Origin of the sequence: Sinorhizobium sp. CCBAU 05631 (genome assembly GCF_002288505.1) — a bacterium.
GTDB classification, from domain to species: domain Bacteria; phylum Pseudomonadota; class Alphaproteobacteria; order Rhizobiales; family Rhizobiaceae; genus Sinorhizobium; species Sinorhizobium fredii_C.
The window spans coordinates 345,368-366,837 of sequence record NZ_CP023064.1 but is presented as its reverse complement, the minus strand read 5'-3'; the positions used below and the strand labels follow the sequence as shown (position 1 = coordinate 366,837).

Below are 21,470 nucleotides of genomic sequence, written 5' to 3'. Positions count from 1 at the left end.
ATGTATGTTGCCGTGAAGGGCGGGGAAGCCGCCATCGCCAATGCGCATCGCCTGCTTGCCGACCGCCGGCGCGGCGACCGCTCGCTGCCCTCGATCACCATCGAGCAGGTGGTCGAGCAGCTCGGTCTGGCCGTCGATCGCGTCATGGCCGAGGCCTCGCTTTACGACCGCTCGCTCGCCGCACTTGCCGTGCGCCAAGCGCGCGGCGACATGATAGAGGCGATCTTCATCCTGCGCGCCTATCGCACCACGCTCCCCCGCTTCGGCTATTCCGAGCCGATCGACACTGCCGGAATGCTGGTCGAACGGCGCGTGTCCGCCACCTACAAGGACCTGCCCGGCGGTCAGCTTCTCGGCCCCACTTTCGACTACACCCACCGCCTGCTCGACCCGTCGCTCATCGGCGACGAACCGGTCGCGGCGCCGGCGATGAAGTCATCGGGCGAACAGGTCATGCGCGTCTCGGACATTCTCGACGGCGAGGGCCTGATCGAAGTCGACGGCCAGATGCCCGATGGTCATGTGGCGGGCGACCTGACGCGAGAGCCGATGGAATTCCCGATGGCCCGCGACCTGCGCCTGCAGGCCCTTGCCCGCGGCGACGAAGGCTTTCTCTTGGCGCTCGCCTATTCCACCCAGCGCGGCTACGGCCGCACCCATCCCTTCGTCGGCGAGGTCCGGATCGGCGAGGTGGAGGTCGAGCTTGATCTGCCGGAGCTCGGCTTCGCCGTCTCGCTCGGCACCATCCGCGTAACCGAATGCCAAATGGTCAACCAGTTCAAGGGCTCGGCCAAGCAGCCGCCGCAATTCACCCGTGGCTACGGTCTCGTTTTCGGCCAGAGCGAGCGGAAGGCCATGTCGATGTCGCTCGTCGACCGGGCGCTCCGGACCGACGAGTTCAGTGAGGACATCGTCGCCCCGGCCCAGGACCAGGAATTCGTCATCTCGCATGCCGACAACGTCCAGGCGACCGGCTTCGTCGAGCATCTGAAGCTGCCGCACTACGTCGATTTCCAGGCCGAGCTCGACCTGGTGCGGCGCATGCGCCGCGACTACAAGGCCGCCCACGCCGGCCAAGCGGACGGCATGAAGGAGGCCGCCGAATGAACGACCTTGCCACCTACAATTTCGCCTATCTCGACGAACAGACGAAGCGGATGATCCGGCGGGCGATTCTCAAGGCGCTCGCCATTCCCGGCTACCAGGTGCCCTTCGCCTCCCGCGAAATGCCGATGCCCTATGGCTGGGGCACCGGCGGCGTGCAGGTCACCGCCTCAATCCTTGGCCCCGATGACGTTTTGAAGGTCATCGACCAGGGCGCCGACGACACCACCAATGCCGTCTCGATCCGCGGCTTCTTCCAGAAGGTCGCTAACATCGCCGTCACCACCAAGACGACGGATGCGACGATCATCCAAACGCGCCACCGCATTCCCGAGGAGCCGCTTCGAGAAGGCCAGACGCTCGTCTACCAGGTGCCGATCCCGGAACCGTTGCGCTTCCTGGAGCCACGCGAGACCGAGACGCGCAAGATGCATGCGCTCGAAGAATACGGCCTCATGCATGTGAAGCTCTACGAGGACATCGCCCGCAACGGCCACATCGCCACGACCTATGCCTATCCGGTCAAGGTCGAGGGCCGCTACGTCATGGACCCCTCGCCGACGCCGAAATTCGACAATCCGAAGATGCACATGTCGGAGGCGCTGCAGCTCTTCGGCGCCGGCCGCGAGAAACGCATCTATGCGGTGCCGCCCTTCACCGAGGTCGTCAGCCTCGATTTCGAGGACCACCCTTTCGAGATCCAGAAATTCGACAAGCCCTGCGCGCTCTGCGGTGCGGAGAACGTCTATCTTGACGAGGTGGTGCTCGACGACAAGGGTGGGCGCATGTTCGTCTGCTCCGACACCGACCATTGCGAGGAGCGGCAAGCGAATGGGCATGCCGGCGCCATGCTCGGTCGCCCCCAGAACGAACGCAAGGAGCCCGCAGAATGAGCGCCCTGCCGCTTCTCAAGGTCAAGGACGTCTCGAAGTTCTACGGAAGCCGTATCGGCTGCCGCAATGTCTCCTTCGAGCTCTATCCCGGCGAGGTGCTCGCCGTCGTCGGCGAGTCCGGTTCTGGCAAGACGACGCTGCTTTCCTGCCTCTCGACTCGGCTAATGCCGAGCTCCGGCATCATCGAATACCACATGCGCGACGGCCAGTACCGCGATCTGGCCCATATGGGCGAGGCCGAGCGGCGCTTCCTGATGCGCACCGATTGGGGTTTCGTGCACCAGAACCCTGCCGATGGGCTGAGGATGACGGTTTCGGCCGGCGCCAATGTCGGCGAGCGGCTGATGGCGGTCGGCGACCGGCACTACGGCAATATCCGCGCCAGCGCCAGCGACTGGCTACGGCGCGTCGAGATCGGCGAGGACCGGATCGACGACCAGCCGCGCGCCTTTTCCGGCGGCATGCGCCAGCGCCTGCAGATCGCCCGCAATCTAGTCACCTCGCCCCGCCTCGTCTTCATGGACGAGCCAACCGGCGGCCTCGACGTCTCGGTTCAGGCGCGCCTCCTCGATCTGGTGCGCGGCCTCGTCCACGACCTCGGGCTGGCCGCGATCATCGTCACCCACGACCTCGCGGTGGCCCGCCTCCTCTCGCACCGGATGATGGTGATGAAGGACGGCACGGTCATCGAACAGGGGCTGACCGACCGCGTGCTCGACGACCCGCGCGAGCCCTATACGCAGCTTCTCGTCTCTTCGATCCTGCAGGTGTGATCCATGGCTACTCCCCTAGTCGTTTCAGAAGTCGCCAAGAGCTTCACCATGCACCTGCGCGACGGCGTACGCCTGCCGGTCGTCGCCAACGTCTCCTTCTCGGTGAAGACCGGCGAATGCGTCGTGCTCGGCGGCCCTTCCGGCGTCGGCAAGAGCTCGATCCTCAAGATGCTCTACGGCAATTACGGCGTCGACGGTGGCCAGATCCTGATGGAGCATGACGGCCGGCTCGTGAACCTCGCGAATGCCGAACCGCGCACCGTGCTCGAAGTGCGCCGCACCACGCTCGGCTATGTCAGCCAGTTCCTGCGCGTCGTGCCGCGCGTCTCCGCCCTCGACATCGTCGCCGAACCTTTGCAGGCGCGCGGGGGTGCGGCCGCCGAGGCGAGGGAGCGCGCTGCAGAACTGCTTTCGAAGCTCAACCTGCCTCAGGAGCTGTGGGCTCTACCACCCGCCACTTTCTCCGGCGGCGAGCAGCAGCGCGTCAACATCGCCCGCGGCTTCATCACCGATCACAAAATCCTGCTGCTCGACGAGCCAACGGCCTCGCTCGATGCGAAGAACCGCGCCGTTGTGGTCGAGATGATCGCCGAGAAGAAGGCGCAAGGCACGGCGCTGGTCGGCATCTTCCACGACGCCGAAGTCCGCGACGCGGTCGCCGACCGCATCATCGACGTCTCCGAATTCTCGCCGAGGAAGCACGCCGCATGAGCCATAAGCTTGGTCTCGAACCCTTCATCCATACGACCGCCAGCGTCACAAATTCGAAGCTTGGGTGCTACACGGAGATCCAGGAGCGTTCGCGTCTCGACGAGGTCGAGTTCGGCGACTATTCCTACGTCATGCAGGACGGCTCTATCTGGTGCGCGACGGTCGGCAAGTTCGTCAACATCGCCGCCGCCGTGCGCATCAATGCCACCAACCACCCGACCTGGCGGGCGACGCTGCATCATTTCACCTATCGCGCGCCGATGTACTGGGACGACGCCGAGCCGGATCACGACCTCTTCGCCTGGCGCCGGCAGAACCGGGTGACGATCGGCCACGACGTCTGGATCGGCCATGGCGCCACGATCCTGCCAGGCGTCAAGGTCGGCAACGGCGCCGTCATCGGCGCCGGCGCCGTCGTCTCGAAAGACGTTGCGCCCTACACGATCGTCGGCGGCGTCCCCGCCAAGCTGATCCGCCAGCGCTTCACCGCCGAGATCGGCGAGGCCATGGACCGCCTCGCCTGGTGGGATTGGGACCACGCCAAGCTGCGCCGGGCGTTGGATGATTTTCGCGAACTGACGGCGGATGAGTTTCTGGTGCGGTACGGATGATGCAGACCCCCCTCATCCGGCCTGCCGCCACCTTCTCCCCGCAATCGGGGCAAAGGGGACTCGCGGTACCGCTCTGCTAAGTCCCCTCGCCCCGCCTGCGAGGAGAGGGTTAGGGTGAGGGGCAAATCCGCCGTCCGGTGCGCGAGGCGATCGAAATCATACGTCGCCAACGCCTCCCAAGAACTCACCCGTAACCCTCGCCACCAGCGCCAGCGAGGTCGCGCCGGCATCCGGATGACCTATGCTCTTCTCCGCCAGCGGCCGCGCCCGCCCGAGCTTTGGCGTCAGGCTGGATGTTCCCTCGGCCGCGTCCTGCGCGGCCTTTGCCGCCGCCTTCCAGGCCTCGACGAGAGGCTTGCCGGCTGCAGCTTCCCTTTCTAGCCTGTCGACGAAAGGCACAAGCGCATCGACAAGCGTCTTGTCGCCGACGCGGGCGCGACCGAGCCGGGTGACGCCGTCGAGAGCGAGACGCGCACCCTTGACGACCGCCGCTTCGCCGATCTTCTCGTCATCGCAGAAGGCATTGCTCCAGGACCTGAGCGCCAGCCCCCAGATCGCGCCGGACGTGCCGCCGGCGCGGTCCGCCCAGGCGTCGCCCGCGGCAGCCAGCACGCTCGCCGCGCCGGCGCCCGCCGCAACCGCTGCATTGGCAGCATCTAGCGCGGCGGCCGAGCCGCGCCGCATGCCCTGGCCATGGTCGCCGTCGCCGGCAATGGCGTCGATCCGGCCGAGTTCGTCTTCCGCCGCCTTCAGCGCTTCAGCGACACTGCCGATCAGCCGGGCGATACACCTGCCGCTCTCCTTCGAAGCTTCCGAGGCGGCGCCGAACGACTGCGGCCCTTCCGCATCGACGATGTCGTCCGTCGCAGGTTCGGCAGCGATGATCGTGCCCTTGCGCAGCACTGGCGCATCTGCGGGCGCGCGCCACAGCACTTCCAGCTCCTCGTCGAGCCAGAGAAGCGTCAGCGAGCAGCCCTGCATGTCGAGGCTGGTGACGAATTCGCCGCATTCCGGGTCGACGATTTCCAGCCCCGCCCCGGCCAGTTCCTTGGCAATCGCCGTCCACAACACGAAGAGCTCCTCGTACTTGGTCGAACCGAGGCCGTTCAGCACCGCGGCGACCTTGCGGGTGCCGGCCGGCCGCTCGGCCAGCAGCTTCCCGATCAGCAATTTCGCGAGGTCGCTGGCGGAGGAGATCGTCTCCTCGCTGATGCCGGGCTCGCCGTGAATGCCGAGGCCAAGCGCCATCTGTCCCTTAGGGACGGTGAAGAGCGGTCCGGCGGCGCCCGGCAGGGTGCAGCCGCCGAAGGCGACGCCGAACGACACGGTCCGTTCATTGGCAAGGCGCGCCAGCCGTTCCACCTCGTCGAGCGATTTTCCCGCCTCGGCGGCGGCGCCGGCGATCTTGAAGACGACGAGGTCGCCAGCAATGCCGCGGCGCTTGGCCGGCGTTTCCACCGAAGCGCTCGCCACGTCGTCGGTCACCGGCACGAAGCGCACGTCGATGCCTTCAGCGCGCAGGCGCTCGGCCGCAACCCCGAAGTTCAACACGTCGCCGGCATAGTTGCCGAAGCCGAGCAGCACCCCGCCGCCCTGGTTCGCATGGCGGCAGACCCGGGCGACGGCGGCCGTCGACGGGGAGGCGAAAACGTCGCCGGCAACCGCCGCATCCGCGAGGCCCGGACCGACATAGCCGGCAAAGGCCGGATAGTGGCCGGAGCCGCCGCCGATCACCACGGCCACCTTGCCCTTAGGCACTTTGGTGGAGCGCACCACGCCGCCCTTCACCAGGCGGACATTACGGGCATAGATCGCTGCGAAACCGGCAAGCGCAGTCGTGGCAAAATCTTCCGGAGCGTCAAAGATCGTCGTCATCGCTTTAATGTCCCTGTTCGCGAGGCAGGATGCGCCTCAGATAATCGCGGTTGGCGGCGCTGACGGAAAGCCCGTCGCCGCCATAATGCTCGCAGAGGAAGGGGCTTTCGAAGCCGTGCGCCAGGGCCATGCGGATCGCCGAGCGGTAATTGATGACGCCGAATTCGAGCGGGGCCGGATGGGTGACGATGAGCCCCGAAGCCGCATCCTCCGTGCGGTTGTAGTTCTTGACGTGCCAATATTTAGCAAAGGGCGCAACCTTTGCCATCATCTCCTGCCAATGCTCGACCGGCCGATGCAGGCGGATGAGGTTGCCGAGATCGGCGTTGATGCCGACATTTTGGAGCCCGACCTCCTCGACGAAGCGCACCGAACTGCCGGCCGTGCCGAGATAGGTGTCCTCGTACATTTCCAAGGACACCTCGACGCCGAGCTCTTCCGCATGCCGGCCGAGCTCGCGGACCCGCGAAACCGCCGTCTTCCACGTCGCCGCGTCGTCCGGGTTCTTCAGTCCATCGACGGTCCAGAACCACAGCACTTGTCTCTGCGCCTCCGTCAGCGGACCGAAGAAGCCGAAGGAAACAGAGCCCGCGCCGACTGCCGCCGCAGTCTCGATGACCCGGTGTCCATAGGCGAGATATTCCTCGCCATGCTCGGGATCGATCAGGCTGCGCCGCGAGGTCGAGATCGCCGGGATCGCGAGGCCGAGGGATTGAGTCAAACCGACGAATTCTTCCAGCCGATCACGCGACAGATCCGCGAGCCGGATCCAGCTGTCGGTCGGGTCGAGCTCGGTAAAGCCGGCGTCGACCACATCGTGAAGCGTTGCGGCCCATTCCTCCACCGACTGCTCCTGCACGGATCGGCCGTCCGGCAAAATGTTCGGGTACTGGATCATCGCGGCCGCGATCGGCCAGTTGTCACGGTTCCATTTGCGTGGCGCCATGGCGAACTCCTCGAGATTGGAGAGATTTGATCAGGTGTTTCTGCGGCGGCCCATTCAGGCTGCCGCGTTGCCGTCGCCATGCGGAGCGACGTCGTGCCGGCGCTTGCGCAGGCTGCCTATCAGCCAGAAGGCAAGCGGGGAAAGAAGGAGCACCAGGCCGAGCGCCATCAGCGCGGAAACGAGCCCGTTCGACCAGAAAATGTTGAGGCTGCCGCCGGACATCAGCATCGATTGGCGGAATGCATCCTCGGCCTTGTCGCCAAGCACCATGGCGAGAACCAGCGGCGCCAGCGGATAATCGAGCTTCTTGAAAACGTAGCCGAGCAGGCCGAAACCAATAACCAGGAAAATGTCGGAGACGGAATTTGCGACCTGATAGGCCCCCGAGAAGATCACCGCGACGATGATCGGACCGATGATCGAGAAGGGCACGCGCAGGATCGAAGCGTAGAGCGGCACGGTCGCGATCACCAGGAACACGGCGACGACATTGCCGAGATACATCGAGGCGATCAGGCCCCAGACGAAATCCGGCCGGTCGGTGAAGAGCATCGGGCCGGGCGTCAGGCCCCATATCATCAGGCCGCCCATCATCACCGCGGCGGTCGCCGAACCGGGCACGCCAAGCGCCAGCATCGGCAGCAGCGCCGAGGTGCCGGCCGAATGGTCGGCGGTTTCCGGCGCCACGACGCCGCGCGGATCGCCCTTGCCGAACAGGGACTTGTCGCGTGCCGAGCGGCGGGCGATGCCATAGCTCATGAAGGACGCGGCGGTCGGGCCGGCCGGCGTGATGCCCATCCAGATGCCAATGATCGTCGAGCGGGCGATGGTCAGCCAGTAGCGCGGGATCTCGATCAGCGTGCGGCCGATCTCGGCGAGCTTGACGCGCGCCTTGATGCCTTCGAAGCGCAGGCCTTCCTCGGTCGTCAGCAGCAGTTCGCCGATGCCGAAGAGGCCCATGACGGCGATCAGGAAGCTCACGCCTTTTATGAGTTCGGGAATGTCGAAGGTCAGCCGCAGATTGCCGGAGATCGTGTCCATGCCGATCGAGGCGAGCGCGAAGCCGAGCATCATCGAAACGAGGGTATTGAAGGGCGACTGCGCGCCCATCGAGATGAAGCTCGCAAAGGCGAGGAAATAAACTGCGAAATATTCGGGCGACGAAAACCGGAGGGCGAAATTCGCGACCCAGCCGGAAAGCAGCGTGATCATCACGACGCCGGCCAGCGCCCCGAGGCCGGCCGAGACGAAGGCGAGCGTCAGCGCCCGGCTTGCCTGTCCGGCCTTGGCCATCGGATAGCCGTCGAAGGTGGTGGCGACGGAGGAGGGTTCGCCCGGGATGTTGAAGAGGATCGACGTCGTCGAGCCGCCGAAGAGCGCGCCCCAATACATGCAGGAGAGCAGGATGATCGCCGAGATCGGTTCCATCGAGAAGGTGAGCGGCAAGAGCAGCGACACGCCGTTCGGTGCCCCGAGCCCCGGCAGCACGCCGACAAGAATGCCGAGCGTCACGCCCACCATCATCAACAGAATGTGGTTCCAGCTCAGGATGTGGCCGAAGCCGTCGATCAGAAGACCGATATTTTCCATGTCATTCCTCCCGCAGGCAATGCATTCGCCCGGGTCAATAGATCCCGAACCAGGCCTCGACCGGTCCCTTCAGCAGCGGAACCTGGAAGCCGATTTCGAAGACGACGAAGAAGACGAGCGAGACGCCGAGCCCTGCCGGCAGGGCGATCCACCATCTGTAGCGCCCCTGGAAAAGCATCGTCGCGGCGATGTAGAGCGCGGTCCCGACATAGAGCCCGAGCCAGGCAGAGACTGCGCCGAAGGCAACGAGCGGCAGCAGGAAGGAAGCAACAACCTTGGCGCGCCCGGCATCGAGGAAGATCTCTCCGGTGCCGCGGTGCTTGAGGAACGCGTGGGCGATATTGACGAGGCTGCCGAAGACGATGAGAAGGCCGATATAGAAGGGGAAATAGCCCGCATCCGGCCCCATCTCGGTCCAGCCGGCGCCGATATCGAGCGAACCGTAGCAGACGGCGGCGCCAAAGGCGGCGGTCAGCGCCGCGACGCCAAGCTCGACCGCGAAGCGGGAGACCCCATTCGCACTGTTCTCACTCATGACCGTAACCTTTCGAAAGCGGTGGCAGGCGCCGAAAGCGCCGGAGAGCATGTCCGCTCCCGGCGCCCGCCTGAGTCTTAGTTGGCAAGCCAGCCTTCGCGCTTCAGCACTTCGCTGACGGCGGCGCCGTCCACCTCGACCGCGGACTTGAGTTCGTCACCGCTCAGATAGACGGGCGACTGCGACGTATCGGCGAGATACTTCGCCCATTCCGGCGTCTCGGAAACCTTGCGCATCACATCCGCATAGAACTGGACGACATCCGGCTCGACGCCGCCCGGCAGCCAGACGGTGCGCGGCATGGAATAGTTGTCGATCGGAATGCCGGCCTCCTTGCAGGTCGGGATATCGCCCCAGCCCTTGTCGCCGGCGACCTTCGTGTCGCTCGAAAGCTTCACGCTCTTGAAGACGCAGAGCGGCTTCACCATGCCGGCCTGCCACTGGCCGAGATTCTCGCTCGGATTGTTGACATTGGCGTCGATATGCTCGCCGGCAAGCTGCACCGCCGCCTCGCCGCCGCTCTTGAACGGGATGTAGTTGATCTTGGCGCCGGTCGCGTCGTTGATCATCGAGGTCAGGATCTGGTCGACGTCCTTCGACTGGCTGCCACCGATCTTTAAGCCGCCCTCCTTCGCCTTCGCGACGAAATCTGCGGCAGTGGCATAATCCGCCTTGCCGTTGACCCAGAGGACGAATTCATCGGATGCAAGAGCTGCGACCGGCGTCAGGTCCTCGGCCTTGTAGGGCACCTTGGCGCGAACGGGCAGCAGATAGGCGTTGTTGGTGCCGAAGGCGAGCTTGTGGGCGTCGCCCTTGTAGCCGGCCGTGTAGACGAAGCCCTCCGCTCCGCCGGCGCTGCCCTTGTTGGTGACGACCACCGGCGACTTCATCAGTTCGTATTTGGCGATGATCGCCTGGATCGTGCGCGCGAAAATGTCTGTGCCGCCGCCGGGACCGGCGGTGACGACGAATTCCACCGGGCGGTTCGGCTCGAAGGCCGCGGCCGGCGCGGCCACGCCGAGCGCGGCGGCGATCATGCATGCGATAGAAACGGATTTCTTCATGTCTGGTCCTCCCGTTGAGTTGGATCCGGCGCAAGACCTCCCCTCGCGCCGGTATGTTTGAAAGCGTGCGAATTCAGGCGGCGGCGGAGAGCCCCCGGTTTTTCTTCGCCATGCGCGCCGCAAGCAGGATCGCTTCGCGGCTGGCGCCGACATCGGCGATGCCCTTGCCGGCAATGTCGTAGGCCGTGCCATGCGCCGGCGTGCAGAGCGGGAAAGGCAGGCCGCCCATCATCGTCACGCCCTTGTCGAAGCCCATCAGCTTCATGGCGATCTGGCCCTGGTCGTGATACATGGTCAGCACCGCGTGGAAGCCTTCCTTCAGCGCCCGCACGAACACCGTGTCGGCCGGAAACGGCCCCTCGACGTTGAAGCCGAGCGCCTTCGCCTTCGCGACGGCCGGCTCGATGATGTCGATCTCCTCCATGCCGAAGCTGCCGCCGTCGCCGGCATGCGGGTTCAGCCCCGCGACCGCGATCCGCGCCTCGTCATGGCCGGCGTTCGTGAGGCAGGCCCGGGTGAGCTCGAGTTCGGCAACAATTCCTTCCACCGAAAGGCTTCGCGCCACGTCCTTGAGCGGAATGTGCGAGGTGACGCGGGCGTTCCATACGTTTTCAAGCACATTGAACTCGCGGACCTTGCCTGTGAAGGAAAGCACGTCGGCGACGAAGCGTATCTCGTCGTCATAGCCCGGATAGGCAAAGCGCATTGCCTTCTTGTTGAAGGGCGTGAAGCAGACCGCGTCGGCCTTGCCGGCATGCGCCAGCTCCAGCGCCGCGCGAAAATTCCGGGTGGCGAAGGTGCCGCCGGCAAGCGTCGCCTCGCCGCGCACCACATCGGCCGGATCGAGATGCCTGAGATCGACGAAGACGTGACGCGCGGTGCCGGCCCGGTCGAGCGTCTCGAGCGAGGCCGCTTCGAGATCGAGCGTTACGCCGGCCACCTTGACGCCTTCGTCAAGAATGCGGCGATCACCGATGGCAATGACATGCGCCGCTTCGCGGACATCCCCGAGCGCCAGCAGCCGCGCCGTCAGTTCCGGACTGATCCCTGCCGGGTCGCCCATGGCAAGGGCGATGACAGGCCGACTGTCCACCGCTTCGGCCGCTCCGTTGCTCGTCATTCGATGCTCCTCCGTTTTCATGCCTTGGCCCCCGTCATACGTCATCCAATATTCTGCATCAAGTCTTTTGTATTCTGTATGCAGCATTTTCTATTGACGCTGGCGGGGCCTGTCTCCATGCTTGAATGAGGCACCGCTGATTCAATCGGGCGGTCAGGGAACAGAGACCGTTACGGTCGCAGCGCAGAACGGAAAAATGAACGAGATCACATCATTGGAGCGGCGCCCCGAGGGGGGGCCGGGGCCGATCCGGCGCACCGCACTGCACGACACGCTGGTCAGCCATCTGCGCGACATGATCATCGAGGGCGATCTTGCGCCTGGGACCCGGCTGCACGAAGGTCAGCTCGGCGAACAACTCGGCGTGTCGCGTACGCCGCTGCGCGAGGCGATCAAATATCTGGCGAGTGAGGGCCTGGTCGAGCTCGTGCCGAGCCGCGGCGCCGTCGTCAAGCGCTTCAGCGCCAAGGACGTCAAGGACATGCTGACCGTCTTGCAGTCGCTCGAGGAGCTTGCCGGCCGGCTTGCCTGCGAAGCCGCAAGCGACGCGGGGATTGCGGAAATCAGGGCGATGCACGACGAAATGGTCGCGCGCTACAAGGCAGGCGACCGGCTGCAATATTACAAGCTCAACCAGCAGATCCACACGGCGATCGCCCAGCTTTCCGGCAACGCGGCGCTCGCCGACATGCACGCCATGCTGCAGACGCGGCTGAAGCGCATCCGCTTCATCGGCCACGAAGGCCCGGAAAAATGGGCTGCCGCCGTCGCCGAGCACGAGGAGATGATCGCGGCGCTCGAGGCCCGCGACAAGGGCAAGCTGTCGGAGGTGCTGGGGCGGCACCTAACGAAGGCCTGGGAGCGGGTGCGCGACTCGGTGTAGGCGCGGCGAGGTAGCGCCTGCCGCTTTCTCCGTGGCGGAAGTCAGTGACGGCTCAGCCAGGTTCAGGGGATTGCCAGCAGGCAGACATAGGCGAGTACCGTGATCAGCAGGCCGCGGAAAGCGGCGATGACGAAGCGATATTTGCTGCAGGCAATCGCCGAAAGCACGTCGGCGTTGTCCACATACTGCCGAAACAGATAGGTCGAATCACCACGGCCTGCCGCATCGATGAACTCGTCGCGGTGGGCGCGCCACGCACCCCAGAAGAGCGTCGTGGACGTGGCGCCCTTTCTCGGCAGGACAACGAGAATGGCGGCAAGCAACGAGAATATCGAGGCCAGCGCCATGGCAGCCGAGAGTATCATCGGCAGCATCTCCCCTTCCGTATATCGCTGCCAAGTAAACACGCTCCGCCCTTCTTCGGACGAGACCAAGAAGGCAAACATGAAGGTAAAGATATAAGCCGCCTTCTGATCGGACATCTTGATCTGATCGGAGAAGATATCATTGATCTTCTGGATGTGATCGTAATAGGCGGCCGGCGCGATCTCCCGGCCCTCTCCTTCACTTGAGGCTTCGAGCTTGTACAGATTTCCCCCGAGATCCATGTGTGTCCCCTTGCTCCGTGTCTCCTCTTTATTACACCGGGCCGGTAACAATATATGCCCAAAACTGGGCGCTTGACTTTTCCAGCCCGAAAATCCACTGGATTCCGTGTAACGAGGGGCAGTTGCAGGAATGCGGCGAAGAAGAACGGTTGCATTGCTGATCGCAATGGCGCTCTTTGCGCCATGGCTCGCGTTTGCCGAGCCGGTGCCGCGGCATCAGCCCGCGGCAGGATCGGTTATTGCCCGCAAGTCCGGCGAGGAGGTGCGCTTCGTCGATGTATCTAATTGGCGGTTCGTCGACCTCGCCCAGGACCTGATTGCCGGCGACGTGCTGCGCACCAACGCCACCGGTTCACTGGCCGTACTCTTCCGGGACCACACGCAAATTCGGCTCGGGCGTAACACCGCCTTGCGCGTAAAGCAGATCGGCGGGGGCGACACGAACCTCGAACTCGAATCGGGCTCGATCTGGGCCCGCGCCGAACGCGGCGGCGAAGGGCTGGTGATCGACACGCCGGCGGCTGCCGCCGCAATCCGCGGCACCGACTGGACGATGACCGTCGGCGGCGACGGCAAGACGTCGCTCACCGTCCTCGAAGGTGTCGTCGAGCTCAAGAACGCCTATGGCAGCGTTACAGTGAAGCAGGGCGAGGGTGCGGTGGCCGCAATCGGCAGCGCGCCGACCAAGATCGTCATCGTCACGCCGAAAGACCGCGAACAGATGCTGTTCCATCTGTCGCTGCGAGACGCCTTCGCCTGGATGCCGGCAACACACCTCAGCGCCCCGGAGATGCGCCGTCAACGCGCGGGGATCGAGGCCCGGCCGGAAGCCTCCCGCTCGGCCGAGGACTGGCTGACACTTGCCGAAATCTATCTCTCCCTCAATGGCCGCGTCAAAGCTCAGGCGGCACTAGCGGAGGCGAGCCGGCGCGGGCTTTCCGGCTCACTACGCCCGCGCGCCGACCTCATTCGTGCATTGATCGCCGGCTCTTCGAACCAGTTTGAAGAAGCGGCCCGGCTTTTCTCGAAGGCCGAGCGCGGGCTCGACGCCAGCCGCCGTACGATTGCGTCCTATGGCGGCTATTTTGCCCGCGGCCTTGCCGATCCCAACCGGGTCGAGGAGCCGCCGCGAGCGGCTACCGGCCGCTATGCCGGTATCGCACAGGCTTGGACCGCCGGTTTCCGAGAAGATATTCCCGCTGCCATCGCAGCGATCAGGAGGGCCGAACAGAAGTATCCCGACGACCCGACCCTACCCGCGGCGCGTGCCCAACTCGCGCTCTTGCTCGACGATCGTGACGAGCTTCGAGATGCTGCCGAGCGGGCGCTTTCGATCGATCCTGAAGATCCGACCGCGTTGGAGGCCCGCGCGCACTATCGCTACCATCTCGAAAATGATCTCGAGGGCGCGCTTGCCGATCTCAACAAGGCCTTGAAGACGGCCCCTGGTTCGTCCTCCATATGGAATTTCTTGGGGCTCGTTCAGGGTGACCGCGGCGACAACCGTGCCGCTGAGGCAGCGTTCAAAGAGGCAATTGCGCTGGACCCGCTGGACCCCGTCGCCCATGGGAATCTTGCCATCCAGTACATGGACGAGATGCGGATGGCCGAGGCGAAGCGCGAAATCGACACGGCCCTTTCCGTCGATCCTTCCTTCGACATCGCCCTGGTGGCGCGCGGCCGTTATCACCTGCAGAACGGGGAGGTCGACAAGGCAGTTGAAGATCTGCTCGCCGGCTCAACGGCCAATCCCGCCTATTCCAACGCACAGCTCCTGCTCGCGGCCGCGCATTATGAAAAGGGCGACCGCATTCCCGGCGCCCAGGCACTCGACAATGCCGACAGGCTGGACCCGAACGATGCTGTCGTGGCAACGGTTAGAACTGCCATCGCCATCGACGCCTATGACGCGGACGCCGCCATCCGCAACGCCCAGGAAGCAATGCGCCGCACGCGGGCGCGCGGCGGCGATACGGCGGCGCTTGGCGCCAACCAGGAGGCCGGCTCGACGCTCAACGATGCGTTCCGGCTGCAGGGGCTAGACGCCTGGGGGCAATATTACGGCGATGCTGTGTTCGACCCCTTTACTGGGGCGAGCTATGTGGACCAGGCTGTGCGCGGCAGCGTCAATCCCTTTTTCAACACCTACGATTTCGCCGCCAACGCGATCACCAACACTGTCAATACCACGAGCTTCTCCGCTCTGATCCAAGGGCTGCTGATCGAACCGCACATGCTCGCCAGCCGCGAACGCACGGTCAATTTGCTGCACTCGCCGTTCTTTGAAGCGGAGCTTGGCGGCGGGTTTACGGCAAGTCAGGGCCAAGTGGGCTGGATCGGCGAAGCGGCCGTTGGGGGATTTACCGTTTCTCCGTTTCCGATCAGCTTCTCCGGCACCTTCCAATGGGAAGAGCCGCGCGATACGGTCGACTTGGGCAACGGGCTGCAGCTGGACCGTGAGTGGCGCTTGATCGGCGGTAACGGCTATCTCACCGCGACGCCATCTCCAGACGACCGAGTCGTTGCGTTCATGAACATGGCAGAGGTCGACGACAGCCGAAATATCTTCGACATTCCGGACCCGGATCTTTTTCCGTTTTTTGGCGACATTCTGAATGAGTACTCCGCCTCGAGTCTCACCTCCGGCGTCGCCTGGAGCCACACATTCGGATATCAAAACGTTGCGAACGCCGCCTTCTTCTTCAACGACAGGAAGATCGATGAGACCTCGCGAACCGTTTTCTCGGACATCCCCTTCATCGATCTCAGATACTTCCGAAGTGAGCAACATGAGACGAGCTATATCGGAGCTCTGAACCACCTTTACGGAGACGGGAACTTCACTTGGCGCTACGGCATCGAAGGCGGCGCCGTAACATCGAAAGAGAAGGCCGAACGTTACGATCTCATCGATTCAGTACCATTCACCTCCGCTAGCTCATCCGCCACTGTAGGAGTCATGAAGGCTTACGTCGACGGACTCTATGAGATTACGCCTGATCTGAAGGCCGAAGGCGCATTGGTTGCCCGCTACATCGAGGACGTGAACGACAACCATATTCGTCTAGAACCGAAGCTCGGTATCGCTTGGGCACCCTCCGAGGGCCATTGGCTGCGCGCCGCCGTCCAGCGCGAAGGCTATAGCTTCGGCGCGGCCACGCTTGCCCCGGTCGGCATCGTAGGGCTGCAGCCCAACCAGTTCCTCATCGGGACTGAGGGCTATGCCGACACGCTTGCTCTCCGATGGGATGCCGAATGGAACGACCGGCTGTTTACAGCGGTTGACTATCAGCACCAGGAAATCCGCGACGGCTCGATCGATCTGCCATTCTCGACGGCGGACTTTGATTTCGACAAAGCCAGGATTGACCGCGTCGCATTGACCGCCAACCTGGCGCTCGGCCATGGCCTCGGCCTTTCCGCGACTGTGGCCCGCACCGAAAGCGAGGACCTCTCATCAGGCGGCAGCGGCGATCTTCCATTTCTGCCGGAAAATTCCGGTCAGGTCGCGCTGACCTGGGTCAACACTGCAAACGTCAAGACGACGGTAGCGGGAAACTATATTGGCGAGCGCTCGGAAGGTTCTATAACGCACGACGACTTCTGGACACTCGACGCATCTCTCCAATGGGAGCCGTTTGACAAGCGCTTCGAAGTCGAACTCGCCGGTTTCAACCTTCTCGACCAGGAATTTGAGCTGCGCAACGGCGTGCCCGGCTGGGGGCCCACCGTCAAGGGCACCGTCAAAGTGCGGTTTTAATGCACGTCCCTCGCTTCGCGCCCGCCCGTCAAAGCGTCTCCGCAGCAATCGATCGAATTCGTCATTCGCCACGCCGAGCGAAGCTTGCCGCTCTGACCGTGTTTGTCGCCGCCCTCGTCTCGCTTGTCTCGCTGACCGGCAGTTGGTCGCTCGCCGACCTGCGCGCCTACGACTACCTCTCGGTCATCGGCCGCCCTGCGCTTCCCGAGGGTGGGCCTATCATCGTCGCGATCGACGAGCCGTCGATGGCTGAGATCGGCAGCCAATGGCCGTGGCCTCGCGCGCTGCACGCCCGGCTGATCGAGGCGCTGAGAAGGGCCGGCGCGCGGGCGATTGCCCTCGACGTCATCTTCGCCGAACCGGCCGCCGATCCGGAAAACGACAGTGCACTGGCCGAGGCGCTCAGGCCGGACGTGGTGCTTGCCGGCGACCAGACTTTGATCCAGACGCCGCAGGCGGAACAGTTCGTCCGCACTGAACCGCTGCCGCTCTTCACCGCGAGAGGCGCAAAAGTGGGCATCGCCTCGGTCAATCTCAGCGGCGACGGCACGCTGAGGCAGATCCCCCCTTATCCGGACGGCTTCGCCGTGGCGCTCGCGACGGTGGCCGGCACAGATCCACAGCCGCCTGAGCGGCGGACCTTGATCCAGACCTTCGGCCCGGCGCGCACCTATCCGACCGTTTCCTATTACCAGGCGCTCGATCCGGAAAATTTCCTGCCGGAAGGTACGTTCCGCGACCGCGTCGTCATCGTCGGCCTGAGCTTGCAGAACGCCCCGTCGATCGCCGACGGCGGCGCCGATGCCTTCGCCACCTCCGACACCGTCTTTTCGCGCGGCCTCGTCGCCGGCGCGGAGATCCAGGCGACCATTTATGACAATCTCGTTCACCGGCTCGCCATCAAGTTAGCGGGTGCGCCTGCTTCCACGCCGGCAATCCTGCTGGCCGCGCTAGCCGCAGCGCTTGTCGTGCTAAAATCGACGAGTTGGAGGACCTTCGGCTACGGCGCCTTCGCACTCGCGCTGATCCTTCTCGCAAGCTACGGCCTGATGCGTTTCGGCCATGTCTTCGTCTCGCCGCTCGGACCTGGCCTTGCCTTCCTCGGCGTTGCCGTCGGCCAGGCGGGCATCGACTATGCCGAGGAGCGCCGCCGCCGCCGCGAGATCACCCGCGCCTTCTCGCAGTATCTCTCGCCGGCGCTCGTCGAACGGCTGGCGCAGGACCCGTCGCAACTGAAGCTCGGTGGCGAAAGACGGACGCTGACGATCCTCTTCTGCGACGTTCGCGGCTTCACGACGATCGCGGAAGACATGAAGGACGACCCGGAGGGGCTGACGACGCTCGTCAATCGGCTGCTGACGCCGCTCTCGGAAGCGGTGCTGAATCAGGGCGGCACGATCGACAAATACATCGGCGACTGCCTGATGGCCTTCTGGAATGCGCCGCTCGACGATCCCGACCACGCCCTTCACGCCGTCGCTGCGGCCCGCGACATGCTCGCCGCGCTCACCCGCATCAATGCCGAGCTCGATGCCGAGGCGGTCGCGGCCGGGCGGCAGCCGAAGATGCTGCGCATCGGCATCGGCATCAATACCGGCGAATGCGTCGTCGGCAACATGGGCTCCGCCCGCCGCTTCGACTATTCGGCGCTGGGGGATGCGGTCAACCTCGCCTCGCGCCTCGAAGGTGCCTCGAAGGACTACGGCATCCCGCTTCTGCTTGGCGAACGGACGGCTGCACTCGCCGCCGCCAGCTTCCCGGTGGTCGAGATCGACCGCATCACCGTTAAGGGACGGAACACGGTCTCGCCGGTCTTCACGCTGGCCGAGGGTGCCTCCGAGGCAGCACTCGGCCGACATCTAGCCTATATCGAAGCGAAGTACCGCGACCCCGGCGGCATCGACGCGGCTGAGTTCGACGAGCTCAAATCGGCGCTGCCCTCGCTCGAGCGCTATTACGAACGCGAACGCGAGCGGCTCCGCTCCGCCTAGAGCATCCTGCTTTCAAGTGGAACCACCGAAAGCAGAAAAGATGCTCTAGATTCAAAGTGCTAGAGCGTCCTTTGCGCGTTCGAATGAACGCGCGGCGCTCTAGAGGCGGAATTCAATCCGATTGGAACGGCGTGATACCCCGCTCTGCCCTGCCGGGCCCCCCACAAGGGGGGAGATCGGCCAAAACGAATGTCCCGCCCATCGAATATCCATGCATGGAAATTTGCAGGTGCCTTGATTTCGGCAAACGTAGGATGGCGTGGGGCAGAACGCCGTTTCCAGCCAATCTCCCCCTTGTGGGGAGATGCCGGGGAGGGCAGAGGGGGTGTCTGCGACCGCAGCAACGATTCAACCGGATCGGCGTTTGCTCTAAGAATTTTGGCCGGCGGGCAACGCCTTGAACGGACGGCACGCCTGAAATATTACAGATAGTTCATGAACGCCTGTCGGCACCATAGTTACTGGGGGGGGATATCGACCCAAAAAACATTTATTCCCTTAATAGTTTCTCCCCATTTTACGCTGCACCCGTCCGAAATTGGACAAAACTATGTCAAAGAATGCTAGCAGAACTTTATTTATTGTTAATGTGACTTACGCCGTCTCCTGGCCTATTCCTTTACTCGAGGCTGAATACTGCCGGCGATCGAAAGGGTCGCGACACGACGGTATGAGACAGCCCCGGTCGGAAGCGCTCCGCTTCCTCAAGTTCAAGGAGACGCAAAGATGCGCTCGCTCATCAAGACATCCGCAATCGCTGCCCTCACTCTCTCGCTCGCCATAGGCGGCGCCTTCGCTGCCGGGCGGCAGGAAGGTCCAAACTCAACCGTTCCCGAGAACGGCGACTATTACCGGGGCATATTCGGCAACGACGACGTAGCCCCGCCCGCCTCGGACGCCCGCCCGATGACCTCCGCCATCGTCGTTCAGCAGCCGCGGCTTGCCGCGATCCTCCACGAACTTCGCGCCGCCAATCATCGCATGGATGCGGAGCGCGCCTCCGGCAAGCTGAGTTCCGTCGCCTTCCACAGGTTGCGTCGCGAGGAGGGAAACATCCGCGCCGACGCAACGCACGTAGCGGCGATGCATAACGGCAGGATTCCGGGCCCGTCCTATGCCCAATTGCAGAGGGACGTACGCCGGCTCGACTGGCAAATTGCCCGGTCGGCGTGACTGTCCGACACCGCTCAAGTCTCGCCACTGATTGCCGGGCCGCTTCGCAGGAAGCGGCCCGGACCTTTCGTCAGTCAAGCGGCACCGAGGCGCTTGATATTGCCGGCAAGTTCCGCAGCAAGCCTCAGTGCCGCCGCGGTCGCCCCGACGATCTGCGGCAGGAGCAGCCATTCGAGCGTCCAGGCGGAACCGGAACGCTCCTGCTCATGCACCATCGCCTGGTGGATGCCCGAGATTTGCGTGGCATTGAAGCGCGCCAGCGTGACCAGCACTTCGGCGGCGACCGGGTTCTGCTTGTGCGACATGGCAGAGGACGAGCCGCCGCCGGCCAGCACGATCTCGTCGCCCGTTTGCGCCATCAGGGCGATGTCCTGGCCGAACTTGCCGAGACTGCCGGTGATCAGCGAAAGAAGGTGGGCGAAATCGGCGATCGCAGCGCGCTGGCTGTGCCATTGCGGACAGTCGATCAGCGCCAGTTCCTCCGCCAGCGTCGCGCGGACCGCATCCGCCTTGTCCTTGAGTTTGTCGAGCGTGCCGGCGGCACCGCCGAATTGCACGGCGAACAGGTCGATATCCATCGCGTCGAGCCGGTCCTGGTGGTCGAGCAGCGGCTCGATCCAGCTCCGCATCCGGTCCGTTACGGTGATTGGAATGGCCGCCTGCATGCGGGTGCGGCCCATCAGCGGACGCTCGCCCCATTGCTGGACGCCCTCCTCCAGTATCGTGACAATCTCGCCGAGGCGGCCGGAGAAGAGCTCGCCGATCGCCTTCAGGCGTAGCATCAGGCTGGTGTCGACGACATCCTGGCTGGTGGCGCCATAGTGCACATATTCCGCTGTCTCTTCGCCGACGGCGCGCCGCAATTGACGGACCAGCTCCGGCACGGCGACGCCGTCGGTAGCCATTCCGCGCCGCAAGGCCGCAACATCCGGGGAGAAGGCGCGGCATGCCTCGGTTATCCGGTCGGCGGCCGCATGCGGGATCACTCCGTGCTGCGCTTCGGCCCGCGCCAGAGCCGCCTCGAAGGCGAGCATGGCGCGGATATCCGCGGCCGCGGAAAACTCAGCCGCTACCGCTTCGTCACCAAGCAGGCCGGACAGATAGGGGTGATCAAAGGCCGAGTAGGTCATTCCACGTCTCCTGGATCTGGCTTCCCCTGAACCAGGGGAGCCGACAAGCGCGCGGCAACGCGGGATGAGTCGCCAATGATCAGATATCCAGGAAGACCGTCTCCTTCTCCCCCTGGAGATGAATGTCGAAAACATAATTAGGCGCCTGGCCGCCGGCGACAAGCGTTTCAGCGCGATGGCGATGCTCGATCCGCTGAAGCAGCGGATCCTCGGCGTTCGCCGCCGCCTCGTCCGGGAAATACATCCGCGTGTGCAGCCCGATATTGATGCCGCGCGCCACGATCCAGACGCTCATGTGCGGCGCCATCAGGCGGCCGTCCCTGAACGGGACGCGGCCGGGCTTGACGGTCTCGAAAAGGAAGGTGCCGTCCTCGGCGCTCGTCGGAGAGCGGCCCCAGCCGGTGAAATTCGGGTCGGCGGCGCCGCGCGTTTCCGAAGGCGAATTGTAGAGCCCCGCAGCATCCGCCTGCCAGATTTCGATCAGCGCGTCCTTGAGCGGCGCGCCGGCGCCGTCGATTACCCGCCCGGTCACGGCGATGCGTTGCCCAAGCGTCTTGTCATTGACCATTACCGATCCAAGGTCGCTTTCGAACACACCGGAAATGCCGCCGAAATTGGGCGTGAGGCCGATGTGGACGTAAGGCCCGGCCGTTTGCGAGGCGGTTTCCTTCAGGTAGCCCAGATTCTGAACCATCGTTCCCTC

18 protein-coding genes are annotated in these 21,470 nt (G+C 64.2%); 9 read left to right on the top strand and 9 right to left on the bottom strand.

The genetic code is table 11. The features are described from left to right. Genes SS05631_RS21305 through SS05631_RS21285 form a run of 5 tightly spaced genes read left to right on the top strand, consistent with a single transcriptional unit; the run spans nt 1 to nt 4,092 of the window. Nucleotides 1-1,107: a carbon-phosphorus lyase complex subunit PhnI gene (locus SS05631_RS21305; RefSeq protein ID WP_037418922.1), complete on the top strand. Its 1,107-nt coding sequence runs from the start codon at nt 1-3 to the stop codon at nt 1,105-1,107. After that, nucleotides 1,104-1,997, top strand: a complete 894-nt coding sequence (locus SS05631_RS21300; protein ID WP_037418919.1) for an alpha-D-ribose 1-methylphosphonate 5-phosphate C-P-lyase PhnJ — start codon at nt 1,104-1,106, stop codon at nt 1,995-1,997. Before SS05631_RS21305 ends, SS05631_RS21300 begins: the two co-directional genes overlap by 4 nt. Further along, nucleotides 1,994-2,770, top strand: a complete 777-nt coding sequence (gene phnK / locus SS05631_RS21295; protein WP_095678063.1) for a phosphonate C-P lyase system protein PhnK — start codon at nt 1,994-1,996, stop codon at nt 2,768-2,770. The genes SS05631_RS21300 and phnK overlap by 4 nt, the downstream gene beginning before the upstream one ends. 3 nt (nt 2,771-2,773) lie before the next feature. After that, nucleotides 2,774-3,481: a phosphonate C-P lyase system protein PhnL gene (gene phnL / locus SS05631_RS21290; protein WP_037418906.1), complete on the top strand. Its 708-nt coding sequence runs from the start codon at nt 2,774-2,776 to the stop codon at nt 3,479-3,481. Then, a complete protein-coding gene (locus tag SS05631_RS21285; protein WP_037418903.1) occupies nt 3,478-4,092 on the top strand; it encodes a DapH/DapD/GlmU-related protein in 615 nt (204 codons plus the stop codon). The genes phnL and SS05631_RS21285 overlap by 4 nt, the downstream gene beginning before the upstream one ends. 156 nt (nt 4,093-4,248) lie before the next feature. On the opposite strand, the gene SS05631_RS21280 is transcribed toward SS05631_RS21285, so the two are convergent. The 6 genes from SS05631_RS21280 to SS05631_RS21255 form a co-directional block, all read right to left on the bottom strand. Continuing rightward, a complete protein-coding gene (locus SS05631_RS21280) occupies nt 4,249-5,967 on the bottom strand; it encodes a dihydroxyacetone kinase family protein (protein ID WP_095678062.1) in 1,719 nt (572 codons plus the stop codon). A 4-nt stretch (nt 5,968-5,971) separates the two neighbouring features. Beyond that, nucleotides 5,972-6,913 (bottom strand): sugar phosphate isomerase/epimerase family protein, encoded by a 942-nt coding sequence (locus SS05631_RS21275; RefSeq protein ID WP_037418899.1) that lies wholly within the window; start codon nt 6,911-6,913, stop codon nt 5,972-5,974. A gap of 54 nt (nt 6,914-6,967) precedes the next feature. Continuing rightward, entirely contained in the window at nt 6,968-8,503 is a 1,536-nt protein-coding gene (locus tag SS05631_RS21270; protein WP_037418897.1) for a tripartite tricarboxylate transporter permease, read from the bottom strand. Between the two features lie 34 nt (nt 8,504-8,537). Continuing rightward, complete coding sequence (locus SS05631_RS21265; RefSeq protein WP_037418912.1) at nt 8,538-9,038, bottom strand: tripartite tricarboxylate transporter TctB family protein; 501 nt, start codon at nt 9,036-9,038, stop codon at nt 8,538-8,540. A 77-nt stretch (nt 9,039-9,115) separates the two neighbouring features. After that, on the bottom strand, nt 9,116-10,102 hold the full coding sequence (locus SS05631_RS21260; protein ID WP_037418894.1) for a tripartite tricarboxylate transporter substrate binding protein: 987 nt from the start codon (nt 10,100-10,102) through the stop codon (nt 9,116-9,118). A 73-nt stretch (nt 10,103-10,175) separates the two neighbouring features. Beyond that, nucleotides 10,176-11,222, bottom strand: coding sequence for a 4-hydroxythreonine-4-phosphate dehydrogenase PdxA (locus tag SS05631_RS21255; RefSeq protein ID WP_037418892.1), 1,047 nt, complete (start codon nt 11,220-11,222; stop codon nt 10,176-10,178). A gap of 196 nt (nt 11,223-11,418) precedes the next feature. Between SS05631_RS21255 and SS05631_RS21250 the strand changes: the two genes are divergently transcribed. Continuing rightward, nucleotides 11,419-12,105, top strand: a complete 687-nt coding sequence (locus SS05631_RS21250) for a GntR family transcriptional regulator (protein WP_037418890.1) — start codon at nt 11,419-11,421, stop codon at nt 12,103-12,105. Nucleotides 12,106-12,167: 62 nt separating this feature from the next. On the opposite strand, the gene SS05631_RS21245 is transcribed toward SS05631_RS21250, so the two are convergent. After that, nucleotides 12,168-12,713 carry a Pycsar system effector family protein gene (locus SS05631_RS21245; RefSeq protein WP_095678061.1) on the bottom strand — a complete coding sequence of 182 codons (546 nt, stop codon included), beginning with the start codon at nt 12,711-12,713 and terminating at the stop codon, nt 12,168-12,170. Between the two features lie 130 nt (nt 12,714-12,843). Between SS05631_RS21245 and SS05631_RS21240 the strand changes: the two genes are divergently transcribed. The 3 genes from SS05631_RS21240 to SS05631_RS21230 all read left to right on the top strand — a co-directional run bounded on the left by SS05631_RS21240 (nt 12,844) and on the right by SS05631_RS21230 (nt 19,637). Next, on the top strand, nt 12,844-16,473 hold the full coding sequence (locus SS05631_RS21240) for a FecR domain-containing protein (RefSeq protein ID WP_095678060.1): 3,630 nt from the start codon (nt 12,844-12,846) through the stop codon (nt 16,471-16,473). Further along, the gene (locus SS05631_RS21235; RefSeq protein WP_050988253.1) at nt 16,473-18,464 is read left to right on the top strand and encodes a CHASE2 domain-containing protein; all 1,992 of its coding nucleotides are present in this window, start codon (nt 16,473-16,475) and stop codon (nt 18,462-18,464) included. Before SS05631_RS21240 ends, SS05631_RS21235 begins: the two co-directional genes overlap by 1 nt. A gap of 726 nt (nt 18,465-19,190) precedes the next feature. Beyond that, nucleotides 19,191-19,637 (top strand): hypothetical protein, encoded by a 447-nt coding sequence (locus tag SS05631_RS21230; protein WP_037418846.1) that lies wholly within the window; start codon nt 19,191-19,193, stop codon nt 19,635-19,637. A 74-nt stretch (nt 19,638-19,711) separates the two neighbouring features. Here SS05631_RS21230 and SS05631_RS21225 read toward each other — a convergent pair whose 3' ends face one another. Further along, the gene (locus SS05631_RS21225; protein ID WP_037418843.1) at nt 19,712-20,767 is read right to left on the bottom strand and encodes a 3-carboxy-cis,cis-muconate cycloisomerase; all 1,056 of its coding nucleotides are present in this window, start codon (nt 20,765-20,767) and stop codon (nt 19,712-19,714) included. A gap of 79 nt (nt 20,768-20,846) precedes the next feature. Further along, nucleotides 20,847-21,461: a protocatechuate 3,4-dioxygenase subunit alpha gene (pcaG, locus tag SS05631_RS21220; RefSeq protein WP_037418840.1), complete on the bottom strand. Its 615-nt coding sequence runs from the start codon at nt 21,459-21,461 to the stop codon at nt 20,847-20,849. Between the last annotated feature and the right edge of the window lie 9 nt (nt 21,462-21,470).

Bases quoted from the DNA above. Each gene is read 5' to 3' on its own strand.
- SS05631_RS21305 (WP_037418922.1), top strand. From the start codon at position 1: ATGTATGTTGCCGTGAAGGGCGGGGAAGCCGCCATCGCCAATGCGCAT.
- SS05631_RS21300 (WP_037418919.1), top strand. From the start codon at position 1,104: ATGAACGACCTTGCCACCTACAATTTCGCCTATCTCGACGAACAGACG.
- phnK (WP_095678063.1), top strand. From the start codon at position 1,994: ATGAGCGCCCTGCCGCTTCTCAAGGTCAAGGACGTCTCGAAGTTCTAC.
- phnL (WP_037418906.1), top strand. From the start codon at position 2,774: ATGGCTACTCCCCTAGTCGTTTCAGAAGTCGCCAAGAGCTTCACCATG.
- SS05631_RS21285 (WP_037418903.1), top strand. From the start codon at position 3,478: ATGAGCCATAAGCTTGGTCTCGAACCCTTCATCCATACGACCGCCAGC.
- SS05631_RS21280 (WP_095678062.1), bottom strand. From the start codon at position 5,967: ATGACGACGATCTTTGACGCTCCGGAAGATTTTGCCACGACTGCGCTT.
- SS05631_RS21275 (WP_037418899.1), bottom strand. From the start codon at position 6,913: ATGGCGCCACGCAAATGGAACCGTGACAACTGGCCGATCGCGGCCGCG.
- SS05631_RS21270 (WP_037418897.1), bottom strand. From the start codon at position 8,503: ATGGAAAATATCGGTCTTCTGATCGACGGCTTCGGCCACATCCTGAGC.
- SS05631_RS21265 (WP_037418912.1), bottom strand. From the start codon at position 9,038: ATGAGTGAGAACAGTGCGAATGGGGTCTCCCGCTTCGCGGTCGAGCTT.
- SS05631_RS21260 (WP_037418894.1), bottom strand. From the start codon at position 10,102: ATGAAGAAATCCGTTTCTATCGCATGCATGATCGCCGCCGCGCTCGGC.
- SS05631_RS21255 (WP_037418892.1), bottom strand. From the start codon at position 11,222: ATGACGAGCAACGGAGCGGCCGAAGCGGTGGACAGTCGGCCTGTCATC.
- SS05631_RS21250 (WP_037418890.1), top strand. From the start codon at position 11,419: ATGAACGAGATCACATCATTGGAGCGGCGCCCCGAGGGGGGGCCGGGG.
- SS05631_RS21245 (WP_095678061.1), bottom strand. From the start codon at position 12,713: ATGGATCTCGGGGGAAATCTGTACAAGCTCGAAGCCTCAAGTGAAGGA.
- SS05631_RS21240 (WP_095678060.1), top strand. From the start codon at position 12,844: ATGCGGCGAAGAAGAACGGTTGCATTGCTGATCGCAATGGCGCTCTTT.
- SS05631_RS21235 (WP_050988253.1), top strand. From the start codon at position 16,473: ATGCACGTCCCTCGCTTCGCGCCCGCCCGTCAAAGCGTCTCCGCAGCA.
- SS05631_RS21230 (WP_037418846.1), top strand. From the start codon at position 19,191: ATGCGCTCGCTCATCAAGACATCCGCAATCGCTGCCCTCACTCTCTCG.
- SS05631_RS21225 (WP_037418843.1), bottom strand. From the start codon at position 20,767: ATGACCTACTCGGCCTTTGATCACCCCTATCTGTCCGGCCTGCTTGGT.
- pcaG (WP_037418840.1), bottom strand. From the start codon at position 21,461: ATGGTTCAGAATCTGGGCTACCTGAAGGAAACCGCCTCGCAAACGGCC.